General features: G+C 63.9%; 22 protein-coding genes. 10 read left to right on the top strand and 12 right to left on the bottom strand.

The genetic code is table 11. The annotated features are described in order from the left end of the window. Positions 1-69 precede the first annotated feature (69 nt). From SMD10_RS10245 to SMD10_RS10230, 4 genes are all read right to left on the bottom strand, one after another. Positions 70-2346 (bottom strand): polysaccharide biosynthesis tyrosine autokinase, encoded by a 2277-nt coding sequence (locus SMD10_RS10245; protein WP_331685585.1) that lies wholly within the window; start codon positions 2344-2346, stop codon positions 70-72. Positions 2347-2465: 119 nt separating this feature from the next. After that, positions 2466-3335, bottom strand: a complete 870-nt coding sequence (locus SMD10_RS10240) for a hypothetical protein (protein ID WP_331685584.1) — start codon at positions 3333-3335, stop codon at positions 2466-2468. Positions 3336-3739: 404 nt separating this feature from the next. Next, positions 3740-4273: a transcription termination/antitermination protein NusG gene (gene nusG / locus SMD10_RS10235; protein WP_331685583.1), complete on the bottom strand. Its 534-nt coding sequence runs from the start codon at positions 4271-4273 to the stop codon at positions 3740-3742. Positions 4274-4310: 37 nt separating this feature from the next. Continuing rightward, positions 4311-5786, bottom strand: coding sequence for a sugar transferase (locus SMD10_RS10230; RefSeq protein WP_331685582.1), 1476 nt, complete (start codon positions 5784-5786; stop codon positions 4311-4313). A gap of 414 nt (positions 5787-6200) precedes the next feature. Here SMD10_RS10230 and SMD10_RS10225 point away from each other — a divergent pair, with 414 nt between their 5' ends. The 3 genes from SMD10_RS10225 (at position 6201) to SMD10_RS10215 (ending at position 9172) form a co-directional block, all read left to right on the top strand. After that, positions 6201-6689, top strand: a complete 489-nt coding sequence (locus tag SMD10_RS10225; RefSeq protein WP_331685581.1) for a thermonuclease family protein — start codon at positions 6201-6203, stop codon at positions 6687-6689. Positions 6690-6913: 224 nt separating this feature from the next. Beyond that, positions 6914-8293, top strand: a complete 1380-nt coding sequence (locus SMD10_RS10220) for an O-antigen ligase family protein (RefSeq protein WP_331685580.1) — start codon at positions 6914-6916, stop codon at positions 8291-8293. A gap of 288 nt (positions 8294-8581) precedes the next feature. Then, on the top strand, positions 8582-9172 hold the full coding sequence (locus tag SMD10_RS10215; protein WP_331685579.1) for a transglutaminase-like cysteine peptidase: 591 nt from the start codon (positions 8582-8584) through the stop codon (positions 9170-9172). Between the two features lie 118 nt (positions 9173-9290). Here the strand turns inward: SMD10_RS10215 and SMD10_RS10210 are convergent, their stop codons facing one another. After that, a complete protein-coding gene (locus SMD10_RS10210) occupies positions 9291-10067 on the bottom strand; it encodes a metallophosphoesterase family protein (protein WP_331685578.1) in 777 nt (258 codons plus the stop codon). Between the two features lie 477 nt (positions 10068-10544). Here SMD10_RS10210 and SMD10_RS10205 point away from each other — a divergent pair, with 477 nt between their 5' ends. Then, on the top strand, positions 10545-11738 hold the full coding sequence (locus tag SMD10_RS10205) for a polysaccharide biosynthesis/export family protein (RefSeq protein WP_331685577.1): 1194 nt from the start codon (positions 10545-10547) through the stop codon (positions 11736-11738). Positions 11739-12085: 347 nt separating this feature from the next. Further along, positions 12086-13027, top strand: a complete 942-nt coding sequence (locus SMD10_RS10200; protein WP_331685576.1) for a DUF6030 family protein — start codon at positions 12086-12088, stop codon at positions 13025-13027. A 108-nt stretch (positions 13028-13135) separates the two neighbouring features. Here the strand turns inward: SMD10_RS10200 and SMD10_RS10195 are convergent, their stop codons facing one another. The 4 genes from SMD10_RS10195 to SMD10_RS10180 form a co-directional block, all read right to left on the bottom strand. Beyond that, positions 13136-14245: an iron-containing alcohol dehydrogenase gene (locus SMD10_RS10195; protein WP_331685603.1), complete on the bottom strand. Its 1110-nt coding sequence runs from the start codon at positions 14243-14245 to the stop codon at positions 13136-13138. 59 nt (positions 14246-14304) lie between these two features. After that, positions 14305-15258, bottom strand: coding sequence for an ABC transporter permease (locus tag SMD10_RS10190; protein ID WP_432757220.1), 954 nt, complete (start codon positions 15256-15258; stop codon positions 14305-14307). A 17-nt stretch (positions 15259-15275) separates the two neighbouring features. After that, positions 15276-16229 carry an ABC transporter permease gene (locus SMD10_RS10185; protein ID WP_331685574.1) on the bottom strand — a complete coding sequence of 318 codons (954 nt, stop codon included), beginning with the start codon at positions 16227-16229 and terminating at the stop codon, positions 15276-15278. 61 nt (positions 16230-16290) lie between these two features. Then, positions 16291-17928: an ABC transporter substrate-binding protein gene (locus tag SMD10_RS10180; RefSeq protein ID WP_331685573.1), complete on the bottom strand. Its 1638-nt coding sequence runs from the start codon at positions 17926-17928 to the stop codon at positions 16291-16293. Between the two features lie 243 nt (positions 17929-18171). On the opposite strand from SMD10_RS10180, the gene SMD10_RS10175 reads away from it, so the two are divergent. The 3 genes from SMD10_RS10175 to SMD10_RS10165 all read left to right on the top strand — a co-directional run bounded on the left by SMD10_RS10175 (position 18172) and on the right by SMD10_RS10165 (position 20576). Beyond that, positions 18172-19353 carry a sialidase family protein gene (locus SMD10_RS10175; protein WP_331685572.1) on the top strand — a complete coding sequence of 394 codons (1182 nt, stop codon included), beginning with the start codon at positions 18172-18174 and terminating at the stop codon, positions 19351-19353. A gap of 93 nt (positions 19354-19446) precedes the next feature. Then, positions 19447-20157: an MFS transporter gene (locus SMD10_RS10170; protein WP_331685571.1), complete on the top strand. Its 711-nt coding sequence runs from the start codon at positions 19447-19449 to the stop codon at positions 20155-20157. After that, positions 20157-20576 (top strand): MFS transporter, encoded by a 420-nt coding sequence (locus tag SMD10_RS10165; protein WP_331685570.1) that lies wholly within the window; start codon positions 20157-20159, stop codon positions 20574-20576. The genes SMD10_RS10170 and SMD10_RS10165 overlap by 1 nt, the downstream gene beginning before the upstream one ends. Before the next feature lie 25 nt (positions 20577-20601). On the opposite strand, the gene SMD10_RS10160 is transcribed toward SMD10_RS10165, so the two are convergent. The 3 genes from SMD10_RS10160 to pdxA form a co-directional block, all read right to left on the bottom strand. Beyond that, positions 20602-21213, bottom strand: coding sequence for a TerC family protein (locus SMD10_RS10160; protein ID WP_331685602.1), 612 nt, complete (start codon positions 21211-21213; stop codon positions 20602-20604). Positions 21214-21335: 122 nt separating this feature from the next. Further along, positions 21336-22229 carry a dihydrodipicolinate synthase family protein gene (locus SMD10_RS10155; protein ID WP_331685569.1) on the bottom strand — a complete coding sequence of 298 codons (894 nt, stop codon included), beginning with the start codon at positions 22227-22229 and terminating at the stop codon, positions 21336-21338. Positions 22230-22239: 10 nt separating this feature from the next. Further along, on the bottom strand, positions 22240-23184 hold the full coding sequence (gene pdxA / locus SMD10_RS10150) for a 4-hydroxythreonine-4-phosphate dehydrogenase PdxA (RefSeq protein WP_432757219.1): 945 nt from the start codon (positions 23182-23184) through the stop codon (positions 22240-22242). A gap of 290 nt (positions 23185-23474) precedes the next feature. Between pdxA and SMD10_RS10145 the strand changes: the two genes are divergently transcribed. Together SMD10_RS10145 and SMD10_RS10140 are read left to right on the top strand one after the other, a co-directional pair. Beyond that, positions 23475-24500: an ABC transporter ATP-binding protein gene (locus SMD10_RS10145; protein WP_331685567.1), complete on the top strand. Its 1026-nt coding sequence runs from the start codon at positions 23475-23477 to the stop codon at positions 24498-24500. Positions 24501-24511: 11 nt separating this feature from the next. Next, a complete protein-coding gene (locus SMD10_RS10140; protein WP_331685601.1) occupies positions 24512-25567 on the top strand; it encodes an ABC transporter ATP-binding protein in 1056 nt (351 codons plus the stop codon). The last annotated feature ends 12 nt before the right edge of the window (positions 25568-25579 follow it).

Here is a 25579-nt window from a genome sequence, read left to right as displayed (position 1 = left end):
GAGGCCGATCAAGCAAGCGGCCGTCAAAGAAAGCAGGCGCAGCACCGTCAAGAACCGCAAACCAGAAAATCAACTCGAGTAGTAATTCTTGTAGCTCTTGGAGTAATAACCCGATTGATACGACTCGTAGAGGCGCATCTTGCTCTTGTCGACCTTGTTGAAGATGACGCCGACGCACTTGTCGTGCAGCCGCCGGTCGTTCTCGAAGGCCCGGCGCACGAGCTTGCGATCGGTTTCACCCCATTCCACCACCAGCACCATGGCGTCCAGCAGGGGCAACATCGCCCGGGCGTCGACCACCGCCTCGATCGGCGGCAGATCGACGAAGATATACTCGAACGCCGGTCCCGCCTCCGTCAGAATGCCCCGCATTCGGGGTGAGGACACGAGGTCGGCAGTATGCGAGATCGACCGTCGCGTGCTCGTGGGAAGCACGACCAGACCGCTTTCGCGCTCGGTCAACAGCAGGGTTTTCCAGTCGACCTGTTCGATCAATGCATCGACCAGGCCTTTGTCACGTGATGGCGCCACCGCCCTCGACAGACCCGGATTGCGCAGATCCGCATCGATCAACAGGGTCCTTGGGCCCTGGGCAGCGATCAAGCTGGCGAGATTCTTGGCAACCGTCGTCTTTCCCTCGCTCGGCAGCATCGAGAAGACGCCCACCACCTTCGGCTTTTTGTCGTCGAAGGTGAGGTCGACCGCGACCTTGGTCGTGCGAAGGACCTCGGCAAAGGCCGACAGCGGGACATCCAGGGAATAGCGCAACAAGGGGCTATCGACGTCCATCTCGGCGTCTTGAGGCAGCAGCTCCCGGTTCCCGCGTCTGCGACGACGTTTGGCCGTCGCGCCCGCTTTCGGCGCGACCAGATTCAACATTCCGATGAACTCCAGATCGAGTTCATCGCGCACCTGCTCACTGGTCCGAAACACCCGATCCCGATATTCGACGAAGGCTCCCAGACCACCGCCGAATGCAAGGCCGAGAAAGGCCGCGAGCGCGAGCGTCAGGCCTGTGCGTGGATGGGTCTTCTCGCCCCGGGCCGCCTTGGTGATAATCCGCGCTTCAGTGATGGGAAAGGATTCCCTCTGGGCGGTATCCTCGTAGCGCTCCAGCAGCGTCTGATGGAGATTGCGCAGGGTCTCGGCCCGCTGCTCCAACTCCCTGAGCGCCACCTCGCGCTCATTATGGCTGGCGTTGGCGCCTGCCATCTCCTTGATGCTGGTCTCAAGGTTGCCGACCCGGCTGTTGGCGATGTCGAGGTCGCTCTTATAGACCTGCGCAATGCGTTTCAGCTCTTCGAAGATCAGCCGCTTGTACTGCATCATTTCGCCATGCAGCTTCAGCGTCTGTGCGTGATTGGCTCCCAGCAGCGACGCAATTTCCTGATAGCGCTTGGATGCGTCGAGATATTTGGTTCGAAGGTCCGATATGATGCCGCTGTTCAGGGCCTCCGATACCGCCGCATCGGTTTCACCGGTGTCGATGATCGTACGGATGCGCCGGTAACGCGCTTCGGCTTGAGCCGCCTCGGCCCGCGCCGCGATGAGCTGGCCGTTCAGCCCGGTGAGCTGCTGATCCGCCAGGAACTTGCCGTCGGAAGCGACGAGGTCGTTTTCCGCCTTGTATTGCTCGACGGCCAGATCGGCGGCATTCGCCTCGTCTCGGGTTTCGGCAATCCGCTGCTGCAGCCAGGCGCTGGCGCGGCGCGTGGCCTCGTACTTGGCGTCCAGTTTGTCGGTGATATAGGCCTCCGCATAGCCATTCGCGATCTGCGCCGCCCGTCCCGGGTCTGTCGAGGTATAGCTGATGCTGAGAACGTAGCTGCGTTCGACCCGGGCCACCTCCAGGTTGTTGCGAAGCTTGGACACGGCCTTCTGCTTGTCGGACGCCGCCTCCACCGGAAAAGCCGCCTCCGGTTGGCCGCCCGTCAGACGATCCAGCAGAGGCCGGACATCGAAAAGGCCATACGCCAAGGCCACGGCTCTCGAAACCAAGCCGGTTTCCGACCTCATAAACATCGGATCATCGACCAACCCGAGCTGGTCGACCACGGCCTCGGCAAGCTTTTCGGATTCGAGCACTTCGACCTGGCTGCTGACGGCGCCTTCATCAAAAGTCAGATCCGGTGCGACGGAAGCCTCCTGCGCACTCCGCATATCGCGAGTGTCGATCAAAAGCTGAGCGCTGGATGTATAGAGCGGCACCGCCGTCGCGATATATGCGAGACCGAGAAGCAGCCCGAGCAGCCCGAACAAAACAACGAGCCACAACCGGCGCCGCGCCGCCGCCAGGATCTTCTCGAGATCGAAGTCGGCCTCCGCCTCTTCGAACCGGTACTCCATGCTCGGGGCGTGACTGGGCGATTGCAGCATATGTCTAGAAGTCGCGTCCGTAGAAAGACTTGGCAGCCCGGCAGGCTGCCAAAGCGCGAAGAGACGAGACCGGGTTCAGGATGCCGTGGTCAGTTGGTCGGGCTCACGATGATGATGATGGTGTCGCCATCGTCGTCATCGCCGTTGCTGTCGTTCAGCGACAGACTGGGCAGTTGTCCGCCACTGGAAAGCCCGGAGCCGGAAGATCCTGTCGAGCCTGTCGTATCGCCGCCGCCAATTCCACCGGTCGCGCCCCCCAGGGTACCTCCGGCCGTCGGACCGATGGCGGCCGGGGCCGCCGGCGCCGTCACCGCAGCGGTCTGAACCTCGTCGGTTCCACTCAAGAAAGCCGTCACCAATTCACCGTCTCCCAGAGCGGCCACCCGCTGCTGGATGAGATTGGCCAACTCGGGGTGGTCCTCGACACAGACCAGCGCCGCCCGCGACAGCCCAGAACCGACTGCCGACTTGACCGCGGAACTGGCGGTCGATGCCAAGCCGATCAGAGGATCGACGGTCCCGATGTCCGAAGCGGCCAGGGTCCGCACCTCGTTGGACAGCGCGAGACCACTCTCCGGATGGCGATCCAAAAGGCCTTGCGGATTGCCGAGAAACTGCGCCACCGCCTCTTCACTCAGTCGTCCCGGGCCCGACAGACATGCCGTCTCGCCAGCCTGCTCAGGCGAGGCGCCGTCCGAGGGAGATTGAGCGGGCGCGACGACCGTGGGATCCGTCGGCGATCCATCATCTTGAGCAAATGCGCCGAACGGCAGAAGGACGACAACCGCAATCGCAATCAGTGGCGAAGGGGTACGAAACGCGTTCAACATGGCAGACTCCATTGAAGCGCTGGCGAGGCACTGCCTCGAATCGACGATCCGGCGTGCGACCGAACGCGCACCCTCAGAACGCGTGTATTTCTTCGCAATGAAACTAGACCGAGAGAAATTACCGGTCAAGCAAAGGTCCGGATCTTGCGCAGATCGCCAGAAAAAATCTTTATTCCCCAACAAGATCGCTCGATGCGTAACCGCTAAGATCTTTCAACGGACCATAGCGATACGAGGACACACCATCAAAACGCCGCCGATGTGCGCAACGCTCGGCTTTTGGGAAAAGCTACCGCACTCCGGGTCGATCGGGACGACCCGGGCAAGCTGTTTTTGTGCCAAGCCGCAAACGGCGTGCTCTAGGGATCAGCCATCCCGTCAGGGGACGTTAGCAACTCCCGCAGCGGCACTCAATGGCCAATGGAGCCCCGATGTCGTTGCCGAGGATGGTGCTTGACGGTGGCGTTAACGGGATGCCTTTCCACCCAGGTCCGACGAAGACAGGATCGCCCGATCCTTCCCGCACCAAGCCTTCAGATCACCTTGTGGAGCTGATCCAGAGAGACATCGACCCGTGTTATCCTGCCGAGCACCTCGATCAGCACCTTGGCCCTGTCGTGTCCGTCCAGTTCCTCGATGGCGCCCATACTGTCCAAGAATGGCCCATCGGCGAGCTTCACGATATCGCCGGCCTGAAACTCCATGATACGCCGGAACGAAAAAATCCCGTCGGCGTCACAGGCCTGGATCAGCGGGACCATGACCGCGTGCGGCACCGGTTCGGGAACATCGCCGAAGATCACCATCCGCTTGACGCCGAAGGTGCCGTTGATACTGCGCCAAGGCATCGTCTTGCGGTCGAAGCTGACGAACAGATAGCCGGGAAACAGAGCCTTGCGGCCGTCGACGATCCTGTTTCGCCGCCTCTCGCTGCGGCGAAGCTTCGGCACGAAGGTTGCAAATCCCTGTCGTTCCAGATTGTGGCAGGCCCACGTCTCCCGGCCCGCCTGACACTGGACGGCATACCAGTCCGCGACCGCCCCGAAGGTCGCCTGCTCGATCAGCATCGTTCGCCCCTCTCCGCGTCTTCAATGTCGGTCCGCATCACACCGACTGCAGGTGGCGGTCGGCATTCGGCTCCGAGCCTTGGAGAGCTCTGCGAGCCTCCGCGAGGATCTCCTGCGCGGGGGGCCGTTCGCCCGTGAGCACAAATTTTGCGGTCGAAAGAAGGATCTTCAGATCGAGTCCGAACGAAGCGTTTCTGACATACCAGATGTCCAACGCCCCTTTGTCGGCGATCGAAAGATCACGGCCTCCGTTGATCTGCGCCCACCCGGTGAGGCCGGGACGCATGGACAGCCGGATGTCGACCTGTTGCGGCTGGTCCACGGCCAATAGGGGGCGCGGACCGACAAACGACATATCGCCGAGCAGGATGTTGAAGAGCTGCGGGATCTCATCGAGGCGCACGCGGCGGAGCGCCGATCCCAGTGCCGAGAGCCGCTGATCTTCGGGAACCAGATGACCCTGCCCATCGTAGGCGTCGCGCATCGTTCGGAACTTGTAGACGCGAAATGGACGACGATGCAGTCCAGGCCGCTCCTGCCAGAACATGACCGGACGGCCGACGTCGAAAGCGATGGCCGCCGAGAGCATCAGGAAGACCGGCGCCAGAATCGCGATCAGCGCGGATGACACGGCGATGTCGAAGAACCGCTTGATCACCTCGTAGCGACCAGCGGACGCCGAAGCGAACCGCTGCTCCTTCGACGCAACGAAGGCAGCGCTGTCGGGCGTTTCGTCGAGCCGGGCCGTAACCGACTGTGGGGCCAGCCCAAGCAACCGCTCGAAATGGTCGATCTGAATCGAGGTCTGCTCGGTGAGCCTTGCGCAGGCGTGCTGGAAGGAGGGCGACAGCTTTTCGTCCGCCAGCGTGACGACGATCCGGCTGACCTCGACCCCATGCACGCGATATCTGCGGATCACATCTTCGATCGCGCCGGTCTTGCCCACGACAGGCTTGCCCTTGAGCACCAAGCCTTTCGACCGCGGATTGTCATCCAGAATGGCGACCACCGAAGCCTGTTCGGAATAGAGCGCGTCCACGCAGGCGATGTAGATCTCCGCCAGCCGGTTGAGCCCGACGACGATCACATGTTGCCGCCTGTTCGTCGTAGACCAGGGCCGCCCTTCCGCCTTCACAGACATGAGATGTCGCACGCCCATTCTGACGGCCAGGAGAAGCGCGAAGGTCGCGATAAGCTGGAGAACGGGAACCGAACGGGCGATGTCGGCCGACCGATTGATCGTGAACATGGCAAAAAGCGCCACCAGGACGGTGGCCGCCACCGCGGTCAGCAGCCGGAATGTGTCGGAGACGGTGAAGTATTGCCAGGGGACGCGCGACACGCCCAGAAACGGCCAGACCAGCGCGGCCGTGATGGCCGAGATGCAGGCGAAGATCCAATCTTCACCGACGAATTCCAGGCCACCGAGCCAACCCTCCCGGAGCACCACCGCCAGGAGCGCACCGGCGAAGACGCAGAGCATGTCAATCAGGACGCAAATCCGGCGGCTCATCGACCGTGCCTTCAATTCACCTCGATGTAGCCTATGCATTAACACATTTTGCACCCTATTCAAGATTGTATTCGCTCAGTGGTTAATCGCAACCATAGGCCGTAGATTTTAAAGAGGGAAAAGAAAATATACTTCAGAATATTTGCTGATTTTTCAAGAAATAATAGGATTGTATTGTTTTTCCTATTATATCCCGCGAGTGAAAATTTTTATTGCGAACGCGGCCGAGACGAAGACAATCAGGAAGCACCCTATCGAGTACCCGCCATGCGAACTGTGCAGCCTGGGACAGGACGAAATCTTTGGAAAAGCCCGCCGACGGGCCTCGCCTTGTCGTTTTTTCTGGTCCTCGTGACACCGGCGACGGCCAGCGCCGAAGAGTTGGGACCCTTGTGGACGGACGGACCCGTTCGAGTGTCCCCCGACAGCCAGCCTCTGGAGCGCATCGAGCCCATGGAGGACCCTTACCCGCTGAAACTCCGCATCCCGCCCGGCGTAAAAGCCATCACCGGCACCAGCTTTTCGTTTGACGACCAAATCTACCGGCTCGGCGGCGTGAGCCCCATCGCACAGAGGCGAGTGTGCCAGAGCGCGCGCGGCCGGCGCTGGTCATGCGGTATCCAGTCGCGGCTGGCGCTGCGTTCCATCATCGTCGATCACGTCATCGAGTGCAAAGAAGCCGCCAAGGACGAGCGGGACGTCCTGATCGTCGAGTGTCGCGCCAACCTTCGCGACATCGCAGAGCAGCAGGTGCAACACGGCCATGCCTTCAATGCATCGGGAGGCCCGTACGAAGCGGCAGAGAGCGCCGCGAGGGCCATGCAGCAAGGGGTTTGGGCGGACCCGGAGTGTTTCCTGGCTCTCGAAAAGGCCGCGCAGATATGCGGTCCTCAAGACAATTGAGGTCACCGGCCGACGATCATCGGACGCGCACGGTGCTCGCTATATCGAAGAGACTTCGGCGGCAAACGTCATTTCTTCGATCTTTCGCTATTCTTGCAGCATCGCCTCTCGCCTGTGCATGGCCGGCGATAGTCCTGTCGGCGATAGTCCTGTCAGTCGAGCCCGCGATGGCGTAAGCATCCTAGCAAAGCGACGACAGTCGGGAAGGAAGCCGCGGCGCACCCATGCTGGAATGGAGTCATCGCATCCTCGGGGTGTTGTTCATCCTCGTGCTTCTCTTCGGAGTTCTGCCGCTCGGCTCCGTCGATTCCATCAATCTTTATGCCTCGGTTCTGTTGCAGGCCGCCTTGTTTGCCATCGCCGTCTGCCTGCCGATGCGAGAGCCGATCCAGCGTTCGGTTCTGCGTCCCGTGCTGACGGTCGTCCTCGCATGCGCGGCTTGGTTGACCGTCCAGGCCGTCTCGTTCGAAGGCAACCCATTGGCCAATCCGATCTGGTCGGCGGTGGCGGAACCTCTCGATCTCGTCGGCGGCTCGATTTCCGTGGCTCCGGGCGAGACGATACGCAGCCTTCCCAGCCTGCTCGGCCCTTTTCTGGTCTTTGCCACAGCGGCCGTGCTGGCGAGCCGCGACGATCGTCCCGAACGTCTTTGGAACCGGCTCGCCTATCTCGGTTTCGCCCTCGTCGCCTTTGGCTTGCTCCGCTACGCGCTCTTTCCCGACGTTCGTCTGTTCTCCCAAATCCACCTCAACGCGGGCGCCGTCACGTCGGTGCTGGTCAACCGCAACAACGCCGCGACGCTGTTCGGGCTCACCTCGCTGGCCCTGTGCGGGACCTTCTTCGTGCACCTAGCGCGCCTCGACTGGTTCCGTCTGAGACGCGACGTCCGCGAATTCCACCCCGGAATTCTTCGGCGCTATAGCGCCTTGCTGCTGGCGCTAGCGGCGCTCTTTGTCACCCTCCTCGCCTTGTTCCTGACCAAGTCGCGCGCCGGGTTCGGTGCGACGCTTCTGGCTCTGCTCCTGGCCATCGGAACGGCGACCGCCACCCTGCCGTCGAGAAGAATCGCGAAACGGCCGCGGTGGATCATCGTTACCCTCGCGGCGCTTGTGCTCGGGATCTTCACCGTCTTCGGCCAGCAAACCATCCACCGCGCGCAGATGGTCGGGTTCGAGGATGCGCGCTCGTGCATCTACCGAGACGTGATGCGAGCCATTGCCGATTATCCCTGGGTCGGAACCGGCTTCGGCACGTTCGAAGCGATCTTTCCCATGTATCGCAGCGCCGAGTGCGGCATCGTCGGCGTATGGAGCCGGGCCCACAATTCTTGGCTGGAAGGGGCACTCGGCCTAGGGCTTCCCTTCTTTGTTCTGCTCGTCGGCTATTGCCTCTTTCGACTGATCCGGATCTATCGCGTCGGCATCCGGGAACGGCGCCGGTATCGGGCGATTCCGATCGCCTCGCTGGCGATGCTGCTGCTGGTGGGGGTCCATTCCGTCTTCGACTTTTCACTGCAGATCCACGGCGTCGCGATCTATTTCGCGGGGCTGCTCGGTGCCGGAACCGCGGTATCGCTGGCCCGACACGGCAATGACGGTGTCTAGCGGCCGGACCAATGCGTGAGTTCCGCTGCCATCGCGGTCGCAGTGCCATCGGCGCGGACCGAATGAAACTGTAAAAATTTCCTAAATTGAATTGCAGCAATCGAGACCGTTGATCTCACCGTTCCTCAAAACGTCTCCTGTAAAGTCCCCAGTATAGCAGCCACAGGATGGCTTCACGATAAATCCAAGAAGGCAAGTCCAACACCTTGTCTTTCTGGCGTTGCTCGGGACACAGGAATGTTGCTACGTAACGTGATGCTTGGCGCCGTAGTTGCGGCAACGACATGCATGTCGATGAATGCCGCCATGGCCGGCCCGTCGCTTGGCGTATCGCGCCACATCGGATCGATCGCACGGCATGCGCTTCAGGAGAAGCTGGACAGCCGCCCGGGTTTCGGAGAGCGTGGACAGTTCATTCGCATCAGCGCCAACCGCCCGACCCTGGCCCCGTTCGCCTACGTCAAGCTTTGCATGACCAGCCCGCGCGACTGCCGTGGCGGCGGCTCCGAAATCGCCCGGATCGACGACAAGACGTTTTCACGCGTCGATGGCATCAACCGCTCGGTCAATCGCAGCATCCGCCCGAGAAACGAACGCGGCGACACCTGGCAGGCCGACGTCAAGGCGGGCGACTGTGAGGACTACGCACTCACCAAACGCCGCCGCCTGATCGAAATGGGCCTTCCCGCCTCCGCGATGCGGATGGCCGTGGTGAAGACCGGATCGGGAGAAGGCCACGCCGTCCTGGTTGTTCGCAGCAATCGCGGCGATCTGGTTCTCGACAACCGAACGAACGCGATCCGCGAGTGGTACAAGACGGGCTTGGTGTGGCTGAAGGTGCAGTCGGGCAGCGATCCCTCCCGCTGGTACACCCTCTAGCAAGGCAGCTGGCCGTCGCGGCTCGGTCGAAGCTGGCCGCCAAGATCACGGGTCGAACCAGCAGTCCATCGAATTTCGGCCGCAGCCCGACCGTCAGGACCCGACGGTCGGGCTGTGGTCAATCCGTATCGATCACCTCCTGCTCATGGCCGGCCAGGACCAGGCACGACAGAACATTGGTGGCGAAAGCTCCGGTGTCGACATTGATCCGGTTTGGCCGGAAGTCGACCTCGGACACCGGCGTGTGGCCGTGGACGACCACCTTTTCGAGCCGACCCGCATAGTCCAGGAACTCGTTGCGGATCCACAGCAGGTCGTCGATCGACTGATCGTCGAGCGGGCGCCAAGGGTCGACGCCCGCGTGGACGAAGTAATAGCCACCGTTCTGGTAGGTCTGCCGCAGGGAGCCCAGCAGGGCGCGATGGGCTTGCGGCATGGCGGACAGCAACTCTCTCCGGACGTGCTCTGCTGCGATGGCATCGATCTGCCGAGGCGGCGCGATGCCGTATGACTGCAGCGTCGGTAAGGCTCCGACGGCTCCCCAGTGCTGAAGGACCTCAGCGCTGCCGAGAAAATCGAGCAACAAGGCCTCGTGGTTGCCCATCAGCAGAACCGTATCGGCATCGCTCGCCGCGAGGCTGCAGAGCAATTCGAGAACGCCGCGCGAATCCGGGCCTCGATCGACATAGTCGCCAAGAAATATCAGCCTCGATCGTGACGGCGGACGGTCGCGCTGATGTTGGCGCACCCGATCGAGGAGACGCGTCAGCAGATCCAGTCGGCCATGGATATCGCCGATCACATAGAGCGTCTCCCCGGCGGAAGGTTCGGCCTCGGCTCGGCCGCCCTCGAATGGCGCCCTCGCCCCGATCAGTCGCTTCAGTCTCTTGAACACCGAACTTCCCGAGAATGCGATTTGCGTTCCCCCATCGATCTAGCCAAGGCGAACGCTCATTGCGACCGGCCATCAAACTTTTTCGCCCGATGTCAGATTTCTCAAGCTGAGGTCGACGGCCTTTCGTATCGACGCGAAAGCCATCAAGCCATCAAGCCATCGACACGGCCGCGCTTCGATTCATCCTGCCGGGCATCGAGCGTAGTTCGACCTCGGCGTGGGATATGGGCGGCCTGCGGCAACAGCCGAGACGGCAAGATACTCTCGTCCAAAGCGGGAGGATCCCGGACGAATCGATACCCGACGAGCCTGTTACCCAGACGCAACAGAGTGGCTCGAAAGGCTCAGAGACTAAAAAAGAGACTTCCATGGCCGCAATAATTTGCTAGCCATTGATACTCGGAAACGTTGCATCCGGCCTGTCGGCGTTGGGGGCGCCATCAGCTTGCTGCGAATTCGGCCGAGGGGGTCCGCTTAATGCACAACCAATACGCGAAGGTCGGCTTGAGCTTGGCCGCGGCTTCGTTGCTGGCCGGCTGCGCAGCGTTGCCGCGGCAAGGACCGTCCGACGAGAGCATTCGGCGAGAGGCGACGATCCAGTTCGTCACCCCGCACAGCGAAATCACCAATTACAACTATGCCTTGATCGACCTGACCAAGTACGTCGTCGACGCGCTCGATACCAAAGCCACGACGAACGTGTTCAAGTCGTTCGGTGGCGGCAAGGGCGCCGCGCCCGTCATCACCATCGGCGTCGGCGATGTCATCCAGGTGACCGTCTACGAATCGCAATCGGGCGGCCTGTTCATTCCCGAGGAGGCCGGCAGCCGGCCCGGCAACTACGTCACCTTCCCTGCGCAGACGGTGGGCCGCAACGGCTATATCACCGTTCCCTATGCCGGAACGATCCGGGTGGTGGGCCGCTCGCCCTCCGACGTCGAGGCGGAGATCGTTTCCAAGCTTCTCGATCGAGCGATCCAGCCCCAGGTTACGGTGTCGGTGATCGATCAGAAGGCGGCAAGCGCATCGGTGGTGGGCGACGTCAACGCTCCCAACACCTTTGCCGTCAGCGCCGGCGGAGACACGGTCCTCGATATGATCGCACGGGCCGGCGGACTGAAATACGACGGCTACGACAGCTTTGTCACCCTGCAACGGCGCGGCCGTTCCGCCACGATCGCGTTCGATCGGCTGGTCCAGGCACCCTCCGAAAACATCTATGTCGCGCCGGGCGACAAGGTCTACGTCTATCGGGAGCAGAAGAAGTTCTACGCCTTTGGCGCGTCCGGCGAGAACGGCAGCTTCGCGTTCGGCAAGAGCGAGATCAATCTCGTCGACGCGGTCGGTCTGGCGGGCAGCTTCCTGGACGACCGGACCGATCCGGGTCAGGTTTTCGTCTATCGTCTCGAGGATCGCAGTGTTCTCGAAGGCATGGGGATCGAGACCAGCAAGCTCAAACCGTACGCGTCCAAGGTCGATGGCAAGATTCCCACGGTCTACCATGCCAATTTCCGCGAGCCGGAGATCTACTTCCTGGCCCAGGAATTCCACATGGAGCCGGACGACATCCTGTATGTCACGAATGCCGACGCGGTCGAGGTGGGCAAGTTCCTGACCATGGTCAACATGGTGTCCCAGCCCGTCGTCTCGGTGGTCAATACGACGAACTGAGGCGCGTTTCCGAAGCGTGAGCGCGCATCCGGAGGCGGTTTGCCGGTGGCTTTGCGGGACATTGCAAGGCCGGCCTTTCAAACGCCGTCGCCGGGGCACAGCCTGGTCATCAGGCGGGCGGATCGATCCTCGGCGGTGCCGGTCGCCTGCTCTGTCGGCCGGCAGTAGTCCGCGCGCTCGATCGGCGCAAAGGCGCCAGCGTCGAAGCCATTCGGCCTCGTGACGCATCCGAACGTGACCTGCCGGAGCGCCGGCGTTTCAAAGCGTTACGGACCGGCCTCTTGCCGGCATCGCGACCGGCTTGCGAAAGCAAGCGTCGATGCGATGATGTTGGACCATGAAAGGCCATGGCATCGATCATGGATGAGGCGAACTCGGTGACACGCACGAGCACCCAACGACCTGCTCCGCATCCGGGCCCGTCGACGACGAACCGTTGCGCGATCCTCATCGTGATGGCGCTGGCCGGCGCGAGCACTGCCCAGCCGGCTGCGGCTCAAGGGGGAGATCAGCCCCAGGCCTCGCCCGATATCGGCACGTCGGTCACCGGGCAGGATTCGCCACCATCGCCTGCCGCGCCCGAACCGGCCCCTCTTCTGCCCAACGAACTGTTGACGCCCAAGCGCCTCGGCGTCCCGCACTGGGTTCGCTATCCCACGGCAACGCCGGAAATGCTCTGCGATGCCCTGCAACTCGGCGAGACCGAACTGCAATGGCATCGTGGCAATCTGCCGACAGGCGAATGGGAATGCCTCTCCGAACTGAAGCTGCCGCCGCGTTCTGAGGATCCGGACGAAGCCTCCGACGATGATGCATTGCCAGCGGACCGAACCGACAGTCCGACGTCCATTTTCGCGATCTTGCGCGGACGCGACGCCGAAAGCGTTGGTGAGGTGCGCTACAAGCTGAATCTCCACGATCCGGCAACGACCGAGACGGCGGTCGAGCAGCTCCGGCAATCCCTGGGCCGGCTCTTCGAGACGCTCCAGTGGCGGCTTCCCCCGTCCCTCGACCGGGCGCTGCATAGGCTGGAGCCGCTCGACCTGGACCTCCACGGAACCGAAATCGAGCTTCGGCAGGAACCCGACATCGTACGGCGCTACAACCTGCTGATCCATTTTCCGTCTCCCGCCGACCGACCTCGGTTCGATCGGCGGCTGGAGTATAGCGACACGGCAGCTCACGCCTCTGCCAAAGGCCGTCGCCTTGCCCCCGCCGTCCCCGAAATCGAGACCAAGCGGGACGAGGCTCCCGACGATACGGAATCGCCCGCTCCGCTCGATCCGTAGAGTTCGGCGGCGATCGATCGAAGGAGCAACGGGGTCAGAGGGCGTGAATCGGGCCGGGAGCCAGGGGAGCGCGCCGCTGAACGCTGCATCGTCAGCAGCTCGACGCGGTTAGTAGGCTGCCTGATAGATGGCCAGGATCTCGTCGCGACCGATCGGGCGGGGATTGTGATCGAGCAGCCGGCGGATGCGACCGGCTTCCGTCGCCATCGCGTCGAGGCTTTGTTCGGCGACTCCATGGTCGCGCAGCCGCATCGCGATCCCGAGGCTGGAACAGAAGTCGCGTGCGACCGCAGCCAGATCGCCGCCGGCAAGACCGAGAAGGCGGCGGACCTCGTCCGTCTTGGCCTCGCAGACGGGCTCGTTGAAAGCGAGCGTGTGCGGAAAGATCAGTGCGTTGGCGATGCCATGGGCAAGCTTCTGGCGCGTGCCGAGGGGGTAGGAGATGGCATGACCGGCCGTGGTGTTGACCGGCCCGAGGCAGACGCCGCCGCAGAACGCGGCCATGCTCATGGCGGCGCGTGCCTCGACGTCCTCGCCGCACTCCACGGCTCGTCTCAAATGCTGCCCGGCCAGCCGGATGCCCTCGCGCGCGAACATGTCGATGAGCGGATGAGCCCGCTTGCTCGTAAAGGCCTCGACGCAATGGGCCAGAGCATCGACGCCGGTCGCGGCGGTCGTGGCGGCGGGAACGCTGACCGTCAGGCCCGGGTCGATGACCGCCAGGTCGGCGAGCATGTGCGGGCTCTCGACGGCCAGCTTGTCACCGGAGACCGGCTCCGTCACCAGCGCCCGTGTCCCGATTTCGCTGCCGGTGCCCGCGGTGGTCGTCACCTGGATCAGCCCGACGCTGCGTGGATCGGCCTTGTTGGGACCGACGATATCCAGGACCGACTTGCTCGACGCCATGGTCACGGCGACGAGTTTGGCCAGGTCCATCGCGCTGCCGCCGCCGAATCCGACGATCAGATCCGGCTCGACCGACCGCGCAAAGGCGATCGCCGCTTCGAGATCGGCAAGCTCCGGTTCGCTCCGCACGTCGTCGAACACCGCCGGTTCGCCCGGCAGATCGAGGCAGTCGACGCGTGCGGCGTTGAAGATGTCGGCTAGAACCAACGGGCGCCGCGCGCCGGTCGCCCTCGCCCATGCGCCGGCGGTTCCGACGCAGCCGACGCCGAATTCGACGCGCTGCGGCAGCGTCAGGCCGGTTCGTGCCGCCATTGCGGCAGGCAGAGACGCTGCTCCGCCGTCTGGTCGCAGCAAATGCGCTTGGCTCTCCATTACTTCGACCCTTTCGGATTGAGCGCGTCGTTGAGGCCATCGCCGAGGAAGCTGAAGGCGACGGTGGCGATAGCCAGGGCGACCGCAGGCGCGGCCAGCAGATGAGGGTATTGCTGCCAAACGCGCAGGCCGTCGGAGATCATCAGTCCCCAACTGGGGATCGGCGGTTTCACGCCGACGCCGAGAAAGCTGAAGGCGCTCTCCAACACCATCGCGTTGCCAAGTCCGGCGCTGACGGCGACGATCAACGGGCCGATGGAGTTGGGCACGATGTAGCGCATGAGGATGCGGCGGGTCGGCAGACCCAGAGCGCGGCCGGCCAGGACGTAAGGCCGGTTGCGCACCGACAGGACCTGCGCGCGAACGAGACGGGCGTAGGGCGGCCACATGACCAGCGAGATCGAGCCGAAGACCAAGATGAAGTCGACCCAGATCGTCGATCGGAAGATCGGATTGTAGGTCGCCATGTAGAGGCGATCCATCAGCGCCGACAGCGGCGGCTTGAGCGTCGTGTTCACCACGATGACGAGAAGAAGCTGCGGCACCGACATGAACATGTCCGTCAGCCAGACCACGAAGGAATCGACGAACCCGCCCAGATAGCCCGCCAGCGCGCCGAGCGTCGTGCCGATGATCACCGAAATCGCGGTGACGACCAGCGCCACGAACAGCGCCGTCCGCGCCCCGTAGATCACCCGGCTGGCGACATCTCGGCCGAGTTCGTCGGTTCCCAGCCAATGCGACCAGGAGAACCCCTGGCCCCGGGCATCGAGGTTCTGCGACAGGAAATCGTACGGGGTCAGCCAAGGGCCGATCGCCGCGCAGACGACGAACAGCGCGATGAGAACGAGGCCGACCACGGCGATCTTGTTGGCTTTCAGGCGGGCCCACGCGTCGCCCCACAGGCTTGCACCCTCTTCGGGGACGTCGTCTTCGGTGGGGACCATATCCACCAGCTGTGCGCTCATCGTCAGTCCCTCTTGCCTTCGTTCGCGCGCGGATCGAGCAGCGGATAGATCAGATCGACCAAAAGGTTGGAGGCCATCACCAGGACTGCGCTGATCAGCGCCACGGCGAGGATGATCGGATAGTCGGAGTTCATCAGCGCCTGCACCGTCAGCCGGCCGAGCCCGGGAAGGCCGAACACCAGTTCCACGAACACGGCGCCGTTGACCAGCGTGATCATGATCAGCCCCAGTTGGGTCACCACCGGGGTGAGCACCGGGCGCAGGATATGGCGCGTCACCACCTTGAACGGCGACAGGCCTTTCGACTGGGCGGTGCGGACGAAATCCTCGCTCAGCACCTCGATCACCGCCGAGCGCGTCTGGCGCACGATGAGGGCGATCGGCTGGAAGGACAGCACGATCAACGGCAGGATGATCCGATAATCGAAAACGCCGCCCCAGCCGTAGGACATTGCGACGTCCGGCAAAACGACGAGCAGCGTCACCATCAGCAGCGGCCCGGCGACATAGGCGGGGATCGCCCAGAGAAACAGCGCCGAGCCGAGAATGACGTAGTCGACCCGGGTGTTTTGCCTCAGCGCCGCGATCACGCCGAGCGGGATGGCGACGATCGCGGTGAGCGCGATCGCCAGCAGACCCAGTTGGATCGACACCGGCGCGGCGGCCGCGATCATATGCCCGACCGAGCGCCCGGACAGCAGCGAATTGCCGAAATTGCCGTGCAAGATGTTGCCGAGATAGGAAAAGAACTGAACCAGGAACGGCCGATCGATGCCGGCGGCCGCGCGCATCGCGTTGATGCGCACGGGGTCGAACGCGACGTCCCCCGGCTCCCGCAGAAAGATCAGCTTGATCGGGTCTCCCGCGCCGAAAAAGGCCAGCGCGTAGACGCTGAGCAGCACCAGCAAGAGGGAGGGCACCCACAGCGCGATCCGCTTGGCTGCATATGTCAGCATGTCGTCATCCCCTGGTCGAACGATGCGGCGGAGGGAGGAGCCCCCTCCGCCGTCCGGCTGCCTATTTGGATGCCGTATCGATGGCGATGTCCCACGGCCGGATCACCTGCCAGTCGAGGTTCTTCTCCATGCCCTGGACGTAAGGATTGGCCCAGCGCGACATGATCTCGTGATACCAGGGGATGAACATGTAGTCGTCGCGGAACAGGCGCTGCGCCTGCTGCGCAAGGTCGTTGCGCTTGGGGTCGTCCGCCTCCAGGGTGACAGCCTGAGCCAGCAGCTCGTCGACCTTGGGATTGTTGTAGCCGTTCATCTTGCCGATGGCCGTGCCGCCCGTCGAGGCGATGACGCCATTCAGGAAGACGGCCGCATCGGGCACGCGGGTTCCGGCGTCGTCGCGGATGACGTGAACCCTCGACGTGTCGAAATTGTCCAGGGTCGGCAGGATCTCGACGGCCGAGATGCCGAGATTCTGGCGCCATTGCTCGATGATGAACTGCGCGGCCGCCTGGTGCGCCGGGTTGGTCATCCCTGCCATCACCAGGCGCGGCAGACGCTCGGGGCCGCCATAGCTCGATTCCGACAACAGCTGCTTGGCCTTCTCGGGATCGTAGGGGAACGGCTCGAAGTCCTTGTCCACGCCCTCCACCGCGACCAGGATCTGGTCGGCCTTCGGGTTCGGCCCGTCCGGGAAGGAGGCCTTGATCAACCCGTCACGATCGACAGCGAGGATCAGCGCCTGACGCACCTTCGGATCGTCGAACGGCGCGGACTTGGAGTTGAACCAGAAATGCTGGCCGGAGGGGATCGACGGCCCGGCCGAGAACTCTTCGCCCAGATCGCTCACGATCGTCGAGGTCACCAGCTCGGTATGCGCGTCGTACTGGCGACGCTGCAGCAGGGTGGTCGCCGTCACCGGATCCTCCACCACATCGATCTCGACACGGTCGAGCTTCGGCTGCGACCCGAAGAAATTCTCGTTACGCTCGAAGACGAGATGGCCGTCGTCGAGATTGATTTCGACGAGCTTGAACGGCCCGGAAACCGAGCCGCCATTGTCCGGCGACCACCATTCCTGCACCATCTGGCCGTCCTCGTCGCGCGCCTCGGATGCCTTGACGATCGGGATCAGGTCGTTGGCGATGCGCATGAAGAAGACCGAATCCGGCTTCTTCAGCGTGACGGTCAGGTGGGTGTCGTCGACCACCTTGATGCCGCCGATCGAGTTGCCGTTGCCGGCCGCGACCTCGTCATAGCCCTCGACGCCGCTGAGCACCTGATCGACACGATAGTTCTGCGTCGTGGGCATCGCCGCCATCTCCCACGAGCCCTTGATGTCGCCCGCGGTGATCGACGAGCCGTCCGAGAACGTCGCCTTGGGATCGAGCTCGAAGCTCCATTTGGTGAAGTCGTCGTTATGATCCCACGCCGTCACCACATAGGGGTGGATCTTCGATTCCTCGTCGAAATACATCGGCGAGGCCCACCACAGCGAATTCCAGCGATAATGCGGGCCGCCGGCCATCATCGGCGACCAGTTCATCTCGAACATGCCGGTGGCGATGCGCAGGACCCCGGCCTCCTGGGCCATGGCCCGGATCGGAAATCCGCCGATCATCGGGATGCCCGCCGCAGCGGCCAGCGACCCCATCTTGAGAACCGACCGGCGCGTCATACCGCTCGTGGAACTTCCCGACATATCTTCCTCCCTATTGGATGTCAGCGAAATCGATCCCATTTTCACCCGTCGGACCAACATGTCAACATGTTTGTCCATCGTCGGCCACAACCTTGCCGCTAGTCATGACATGAACGGCAATAGATCCTTATTTTCCAGCGTTTTTCCGATTTATGAGTGAACCAGGCGGCATTATTTACGTCTTTACAAGATGCCAGGAGGCAGGCAGATAGAACACTCCATTCATTTGTGAGGAGGACTCCCATGGCCGCCACTGCCGACGAGGCCGTCATCAATTCCGACGGCATCATCCGCCCGTCCAGCGCCGATCCGGCGCTGCAGGAAGCCTTCCTGCCGACGAAAGGACGGGAGAATCACGCCTCCTTCCTGCTCGCCCTCTCCAATGGCGACCTCGCCTGCGTATGGTTTGCCGGGACGGAAGAAGGTCAGCCGGACGTCTCGATTTTCTTCTCGAGCCTCGCGGCCGGCGCCGACCGCTGGTCGGAAGAGGTCCAGATTTCGGACGACACGAGCCGCTCCGAGCAGAACCCGGTGCTGTTCGAAACGCCGAATGGCGAGCTTTGGGTCATCTACACGGCGCAGAAGATCGACGGCCAGGACACCTCGATCGTCCGCCGCCGGATCTCCACCGATTTCGGCAAGAGCTGGGGGCCGATCGAGACGCTGTTCGACGAGCCCGGCCTGTTCATCCGCCAGCCGATCGTCGCGATGGACAATGGTGAGTGGCTGTTGCCGGTCTTCCATTGCCGGCCGATCCAAGGCGAGTCCTGGCACGGCCACAACGACGTCAGCGCCGTCAAGATCTCGTCCGATCGGGGCCGCAGCTGGACGGAATACCCGGTTCCCGACAGCCTCGGCGCCGTCCACATGGATGTGCTGGAGGTCGGTAGCGGCAAGCTGATCGGCCTCTTCCGCAGCCGCTACGCCGATGCCATCAAGCGCAGCGAGTCGACCGACTACGGTCGGACATGGACGGAGCCGCGCCCGATCGCGGTGCCCAACAACAATTCGTCGATCCAGGCGCGACGCCTCGCCGACGGCACCATCGCGCTCGTCTACAACCACACCAGCGCCAGCTTCGCCCCCGGAAAGGACACCTCAATCGAGCCGGCCGCCATCGAGCCTCCCGCGCCCGACGGCAAGGGTATTCGCCGCGCCGTCTGGGGCATCCAGCGTGCCCCGCTGTCCATCGCCCTGTCCACCGACGAGGGCCAGACCTTTCCGGTCCATCGGGTCATCGAGGCCGGCGATCGCAAGCTGCTGAACAACGACAGCCCGAAGCTTGAGCGGCGCAAGCGCGAACTCTCCTATCCCAGCGTGATGCAGACCGCCGATGGCGCGATCAACGTGACCTACACGTATTTTCGGGAGGCGATCAAACACGTCCGCTTCGCCAAGGACTGGATTTCCGGCGAGCGCGCCTAGACGCCCGCCGCCCTTATGCGCGCAGCGCCATTCGGGCGCCCCGCCGGAACCGGGGGTGCCCGCAGACTGATCAACGGGCGGCTCGCGTGGCTGATGCTCGCGACCGCCTTCCTGATCAGTTTTTCGGTCACTCTTTCCCGGATCGGCGTCACCTATAAGGCGCTCGCCGCCGGGATCGACGGCTCCTACGCCGGCGTCCTGGCCGTCGCCTTCTCGCTGCTGCCGGCCTGTCTCGTCGTCTGGTTCGGGCGGCTGGGCGATCGCGGCGCCGTCGCGCTCATGACGGTCGCGGGCGCCGGCGTGCTTGTCTTGGCAACGCTGGCGCTGCTCGCTTCGCCGCTCGATCTCGTCTGGCTTCTGATGGGAACCGGCGTCCTCGGCGTCGGCCAGACTTTGCATCTGTCGGGCCTGCAACTCGTCGTCCTGCTGGCGTCGACGCGCATGCACCGGGACGCCATGCTCGGCAACTATCTCTTCGCCAGTTCGGCCGGCAGCATGATCGCGCCGCTGTTCGTCGGCCTGATCGACACGAACGATCCGGCCTCGATCGCCGTTCATCTGCTGGACCTGGCGCTCGGCAGTGCGGTCCTTCTGATCGGTGCGGCCGTCCTGGTTGGCCGGCGGCTTCCCGACAAGGCCCCTGCACCGTCGGTGGCGGTGCCGATCTCGATCATCCTCGCCCGACCCGGTCTGCCGACCATGCTGATGACCGGCAGCGTGGTCGCCACCATCAACGGCGTCATGCCGATCTACCTGCCGTCCTCGGGATCGACCGCGGGATCGCTTCGGGCGTCGTCGGTCTGATGTTGAGCGTGCTGTCGCTGGCGACCGTCGTCGCCCGCGCGTTCTATGGCGGCATGGCGGCGCGGCTGGGGCGCCGCATGACGATGCTGGCGAGTTCGCTGAGTGGTGCGGCGATGCTGGTCCTGCTGTGGTTGCCGCTGCCGCCGACGGCCATCTTCGCGGCACTGGCCATCCTCGGTTTTTGCATCGGCGCGGCAGGATCGGCGACGCTGTCTCTGGCGATCGCGGCGGCTCCCGTCGGCGCACGCGCCACGACGATCTCGCTGCGCCAGATGGGCACGCGGCTCGGACAGATGATCATTCCGCTCGGCCTCGGGGCGCTCGGCGCCACGCTCGGCTTCAGCTCGATCTTCATGTCGATGGGCGTGGCCCTGGCCTCGATCGGCACCGCGGCGTTTTGCGGATCGAGGCCCCGATGACGGCCACAGACGGATGGAGAGCCGCCTATAGGGTATGAAGGACGTCCTCGGCGCCTGTGACGATCATCTCGAACGCCACATAGAGGATCACCAAGAGCCCGATGATGCCGATCCAGCGGAACCGGTGCAGCAGGTTCGAGATCAGCGACGCCGCCATCGCCATTAGCGCAACCGACATGACGAGGCCGAACACCAGGACCTCGTCGTGGTGACGGGCGCCGCCCGCCACCGCCAGCACGTTGTCGAGCGACATCGACACGTCGGCCACGACGATCTGCCAGACGGCCTGATGCAGCGATTTGCCGGAGGGGCCGGGCACCGCCACGTCGCAGCCGGCCGAGAGACCCTGGCCGTCCCGGAGCTCGCCCCAAAGCTTCCAGCAGACCCAGAGAAGGATCACGCCGCCGATCAGAGACAGCCCCGTGACATCGAGCAGCTGCACGGCCGCCAGGGCGAACACGATCCTGAGAACCGCGGCGGCGAGCGTGCCGAAGACGATGGCGCGCGACCGGAGTTCCGGCATCAGCCCGGAGGCCGCAAGTGCGATCACGATGGCATTGTCGCCGGCCAGCGAGATGTCGATGAACACCACACGCAGAAAGGCGGCGAAGGCATCGGGAGAAACGAAAGCAGACACGGACATGCACCAAAGTTCAGTCGAGGCCGGAATGCGACTGCAGACCGCCGCGGACCCCGGCGAAGCAAGCCCGCGAGCAATCGCGTCAGCGCGCCGGCGTCAGCCCGCCTGCAGCGTCGGCTTCACCCCATGGCCGCGGCCACCTCGGCACGCTGGGCTTCGCTCAGCGGCCGGAACGGCGGCCGCACGCGCTCCCAGCCCGCCTCGCCGTTCACATGCCCGACCATCGCCTTGATGGTCGGGATCTGCGGATGGCTGTTCGACAGATTGCGGATGGCCACGACACGCGCCTGTGCGGCGGCGACGTCGTCTTCCCGGGCGGGATCGGCGAAATGATCGAAAATCGTGCGCAGCTCGGCCGACAGGAGGTTCGACGTGGCGGTGATGCAGCCGGCTCCGCCGGACTCCAGCAGCGGCCGCATCAGCGGATCGGCGCCGGCAAAGATCGACAGCGAAGGGAAGGTCCGCGCCAAAGCCGTCATGTGCTCGAGCTCGCCGCCGGAATCCTTGACCCCGACGATCGTCTCGGGATAACGCGCGATCAGGCGCTCGATGAGGCTCGGGGTGATGGCGATCTGCGAGATCGGCGGGATGTGGTAAAGGACGACCCGCAGGCGTGGATCCGCGACACCGTCGATGACCCGAGCATAGGCCTCGTAGAGCCCCTCCTCCGACACCGCCTTGTAGTAGAAGGGCGGCAGCACGATGACCGTCGTCACGCCCAGCGCCAGAGCGTGGCGGGTCAGATCGACGGTCTCCGGAATGGCGCAGACGCCGGTCCCCGGCAGCAGCTTCTCAGCCTCGACACCACTGGCGACCACCGCCTCCAGCATCGCCTTGCGCTCGCTCACGGAAAACGAGTTCGCCTCGCCGGTTGAGCCGAGCAGGGCGACGCCATGGCATCCCCGATCCAGCAGGCGCCGGCAGTGGCGCGCCAACCGCGCCTCGTCCCGGTTCAGGTCGGCGTCGAGCGGCGTCGCCGCCGCGCAAAACACACCCTTGAACGGTCCCCCCATCGCAGCCTCCTCAGCGCGGCGCGTCGGCCAGCCGCCGCGCATAGGCGATGGCCGCGAGCATGTTGACATGATTGGCCTTGCCGGTGCCGGCGAGGTCGAACGCCGTGCCGTGATCGACCGAGGTGCGGTCGATCGACAGACCGAGCGTGACATTGACGGCAGTGTCGAACGCAACGAGCTTGATCGGGATGTGCCCTTGATCGTGATATTGGGCCACGACCAGATCGAACGCGCCCCCGTAAGCGCGGGCATAGCAGGTGTCGGCCGGCACCGGCCCCGTCACGTCGATCCCCTCGCCCCGCGCCTGCTCCACCGCCGGCGCGATGTTCGTCACGTCCTCGTCGCCGAACAGACCGTTCTCGCCGCAGTGGGGATTGATCCCGGCGACGGCGATGCGCGGACTGGCGAAGCCGATGCGCCGGAGATGATCGTGGCCGGCACGGATCGTCTCGAGAATCCGCTGCGGCTTGGCCCGTTCGATCGCATCGCGCAGCGAGACGTGAGTGGAAACGTGGATGACCTTGAGCCTCTCGTCGGCCAGAAGCATGAACGACGAGCGAGCCTTGGTCAGCGCGGCGAGCAGGCCGGTGTGGCCATCATATTTGTGGCCGGCGGCGTTCAAAGCTTCCTTGTTGATCGGCGCGGTGACGATGCATCCCATCGTCCCGTCCAGTGCCAGCGCGACGGCGCGCTCGATATAGCGGTAGGACGCCTCGCCACAGCTCGGGTCGAGCCGGCCGAACGCCGCGCGGAGGTCCGGGACGTCGACCTGTTCCACCTGAATGCCGCTCCCCTCCCCCGGGGCTTCGACCGGCAGGCCGCATGCGGTCGTCTTGGCGGCGCGGACCATGACGTCCCTGTCGCCGATCACGACCAGGCGCCGGCGCTCGGGCTCGTCGAGCGTCGCCAGGGCCTTGGCAATGACTTCGGGACCGACGCCTGCCGGATCCCCCATGGTGACCGCGATTGGCTTTTCCACTGTCGTTTCCGTGCGAATGCGTTGTAAGCTTGCCGGGAGGCATCGCCCATCCAAGCCGCGACTGTCAATCAGAAATTACAAGTTTTCGACCTGGACGGCGAGGATTCATCGCGTTTTCTTTCTATTTTTCATTTTAAAATCATAGCATTATGCAAACATGCCAAAATTGACGCAGGCGCCAATCCGGTTTATGATTGACATGTAAACAAATCTTCCGGACTATGGCGGACGATCGAGTGCGCCATTCGCAGCTGCCGGGAGGACCAATGACCGCGACAAGCAAGGCCGGGAACGCGACGGAGCCTCTGCTGGACGTTCAGGGACTTACGGTCACCGTTCCGTCCCGCAAGGGTCCGGCGGTGGTCGTCGACGACGTGTCGTTCGAACTGCGCAAGGGCGAGGCGCTCGGCGTGGTGGGCGAGTCCGGATGCGGCAAGTCGATCACAGCCATGAGTCTGGTGGGCCTTTTGCCGCCCGGAGCGGCCGTGACCGGCGGCGCGGTGCGGTTCGAGGGGCAGGATCTCGTCGGGATGAGCGCCAGGGCGTTGCGCCGGGTGCGCGGCGGCAAGATCAGCTTCGTCTTCCAGGATCCGATGACCTCGCTGAACCCGGTCATGAACATCGGCCGGCAGCTTTGCGAAGCGATGCTCGAGCACCGTGGCATCTCCAAGGTCCAAGCCTGGAAACGCGGCACCGACCTGCTGCGAATGGTCGGCATTCCCAGCCCGGAAGAGCGGATGAAGGCCTTCCCGCACGAACTGTCGGGCGGCATGCGCCAACGCGTCATGATCGCCATCGGTCTCGCCTGCGAGCCGCCGCTCATCATCGCCGACGAACCGACGACCGCGCTCGACGTCACCATCCAGGCCCAGATCGTCGATCTGGTGAAGGACCTGCGCCAGCGGCTCGGCATCTCCGTCATCTGGATCACCCATGATCTAGCCCTGGTGTCGGGCCTGGTGGACCGGGTCATCGTGCTCTACGCCGGCAAGGTGATCGAAGAGGCGCCGGTCGACGCGCTCTACGAGCACCCGACCCATCCCTATACGCGCGGCCTCCTGAACTCGCTGCCGAAGCTGAACGATCAGGGCGCGCGCAGGCTCGCTTCCATTCCTGGGACACCGCCCGATCCGCAGAACCGCCCAGCGGGATGCCCCTTCTTCTCCCGGTGCAACCAGCGCATCGCACGCTGCGCCGAGGAAATGCCGCCGCTCGACCCGGTGACCGGGTCGCTCGACGGCCATCGCGCCGCCTGCTGGGTCACCGTCGAGCAGGTGGAGGCCGCAGCATGAGCACCGTGATGATGGACGATCGCAAGCACGACGCGGCCGACAGACCGAACCCGGGCGGCGCGCCGGCACGCGCCGAGACGCTGATCGCGATCGAGGGCCTGACCAAGCACTATCAGATCAAGCTCGGCGCCTTCGGCCAGACCGGCGCCGTGGTGCACGCTCTCGACGACTTCAGTATCGATATCCAGCGCGGCGAGACCCTGAGTCTTGTCGGGGAATCCGGCTGCGGCAAATCGACGGCCGGCATGACCATCCTGCAACTGAACAAGCCAACGGCCGGCAATGTCGTCTACGACGGACGCAATCTCTCCGGCCTGTCGGAAGACGAGTTGAGACCCTACCGGCGCAAGCTGCAGGTGGTGTTCCAGGACCCCTATTCGACGCTCAATCCGCGCATGACCGTCGGTGAGGCGATCGCCGAACCGCTGATCTTCCATCGGATTGTCGCGCGCGCTCAGGTGAGGACACGGATCGAACGCTTGTTGGCCGACGTCGGTCTGGCGAAGCGCTTTGCCGACCACTACCCGCACCAACTCTCCGGCGGGCAGCGCCAGCGGGTGGTCATCGCGCGCGCGCTGGCCTGCGAGCCCGAATTCCTGGTCTGCGACGAGGCGGTATCGGCCCTCGACGTCTCGGTCCAGGCCCAGATCATCAATCTCTTCCAGGATCTGCAGGAACGCTACGGACTGACCTACCTGTTCATCGCGCACGACCTGGCGGTGGTTCGCCACATCTCGACGCGCGTGGCGGTGATGTATCTCGGCCGGCTGGCGGAACTGGCGCCCCGCGATCGTCTCTTCGCCAACCCGCTGCATCCCTATACGAAGGCGCTGCTGTCGGCGGTGCCGGAACCCGATCCGGCCTATGAACGGTCGCGGCAGCGCCAGGTTCTGACCGGCGACGTGCCGAGCCCGATCCATCCCCCGTCCGGCTGCCGCTTCCACACCCGCTGTCCGGTCGCGGTGGAACATTGCAGCCGAGCCACGCCACGGTGGCGCCAGATCGAGAAGGATCACTGGGTGGCATGCCACCTTGTCGCGCCGGCGGAGACGGCCGTTTCGCAATGAGCTTGCGCGTCG

This window comes from Consotaella aegiceratis (assembly GCF_036541425.1).
GTDB lineage: Bacteria > Pseudomonadota > Alphaproteobacteria > Rhizobiales > Rhizobiaceae > Consotaella > Consotaella aegiceratis.
Note: the sequence above shows the minus strand (reverse complement) of the source record. Positions and strands in the feature narration are given on the sequence as shown.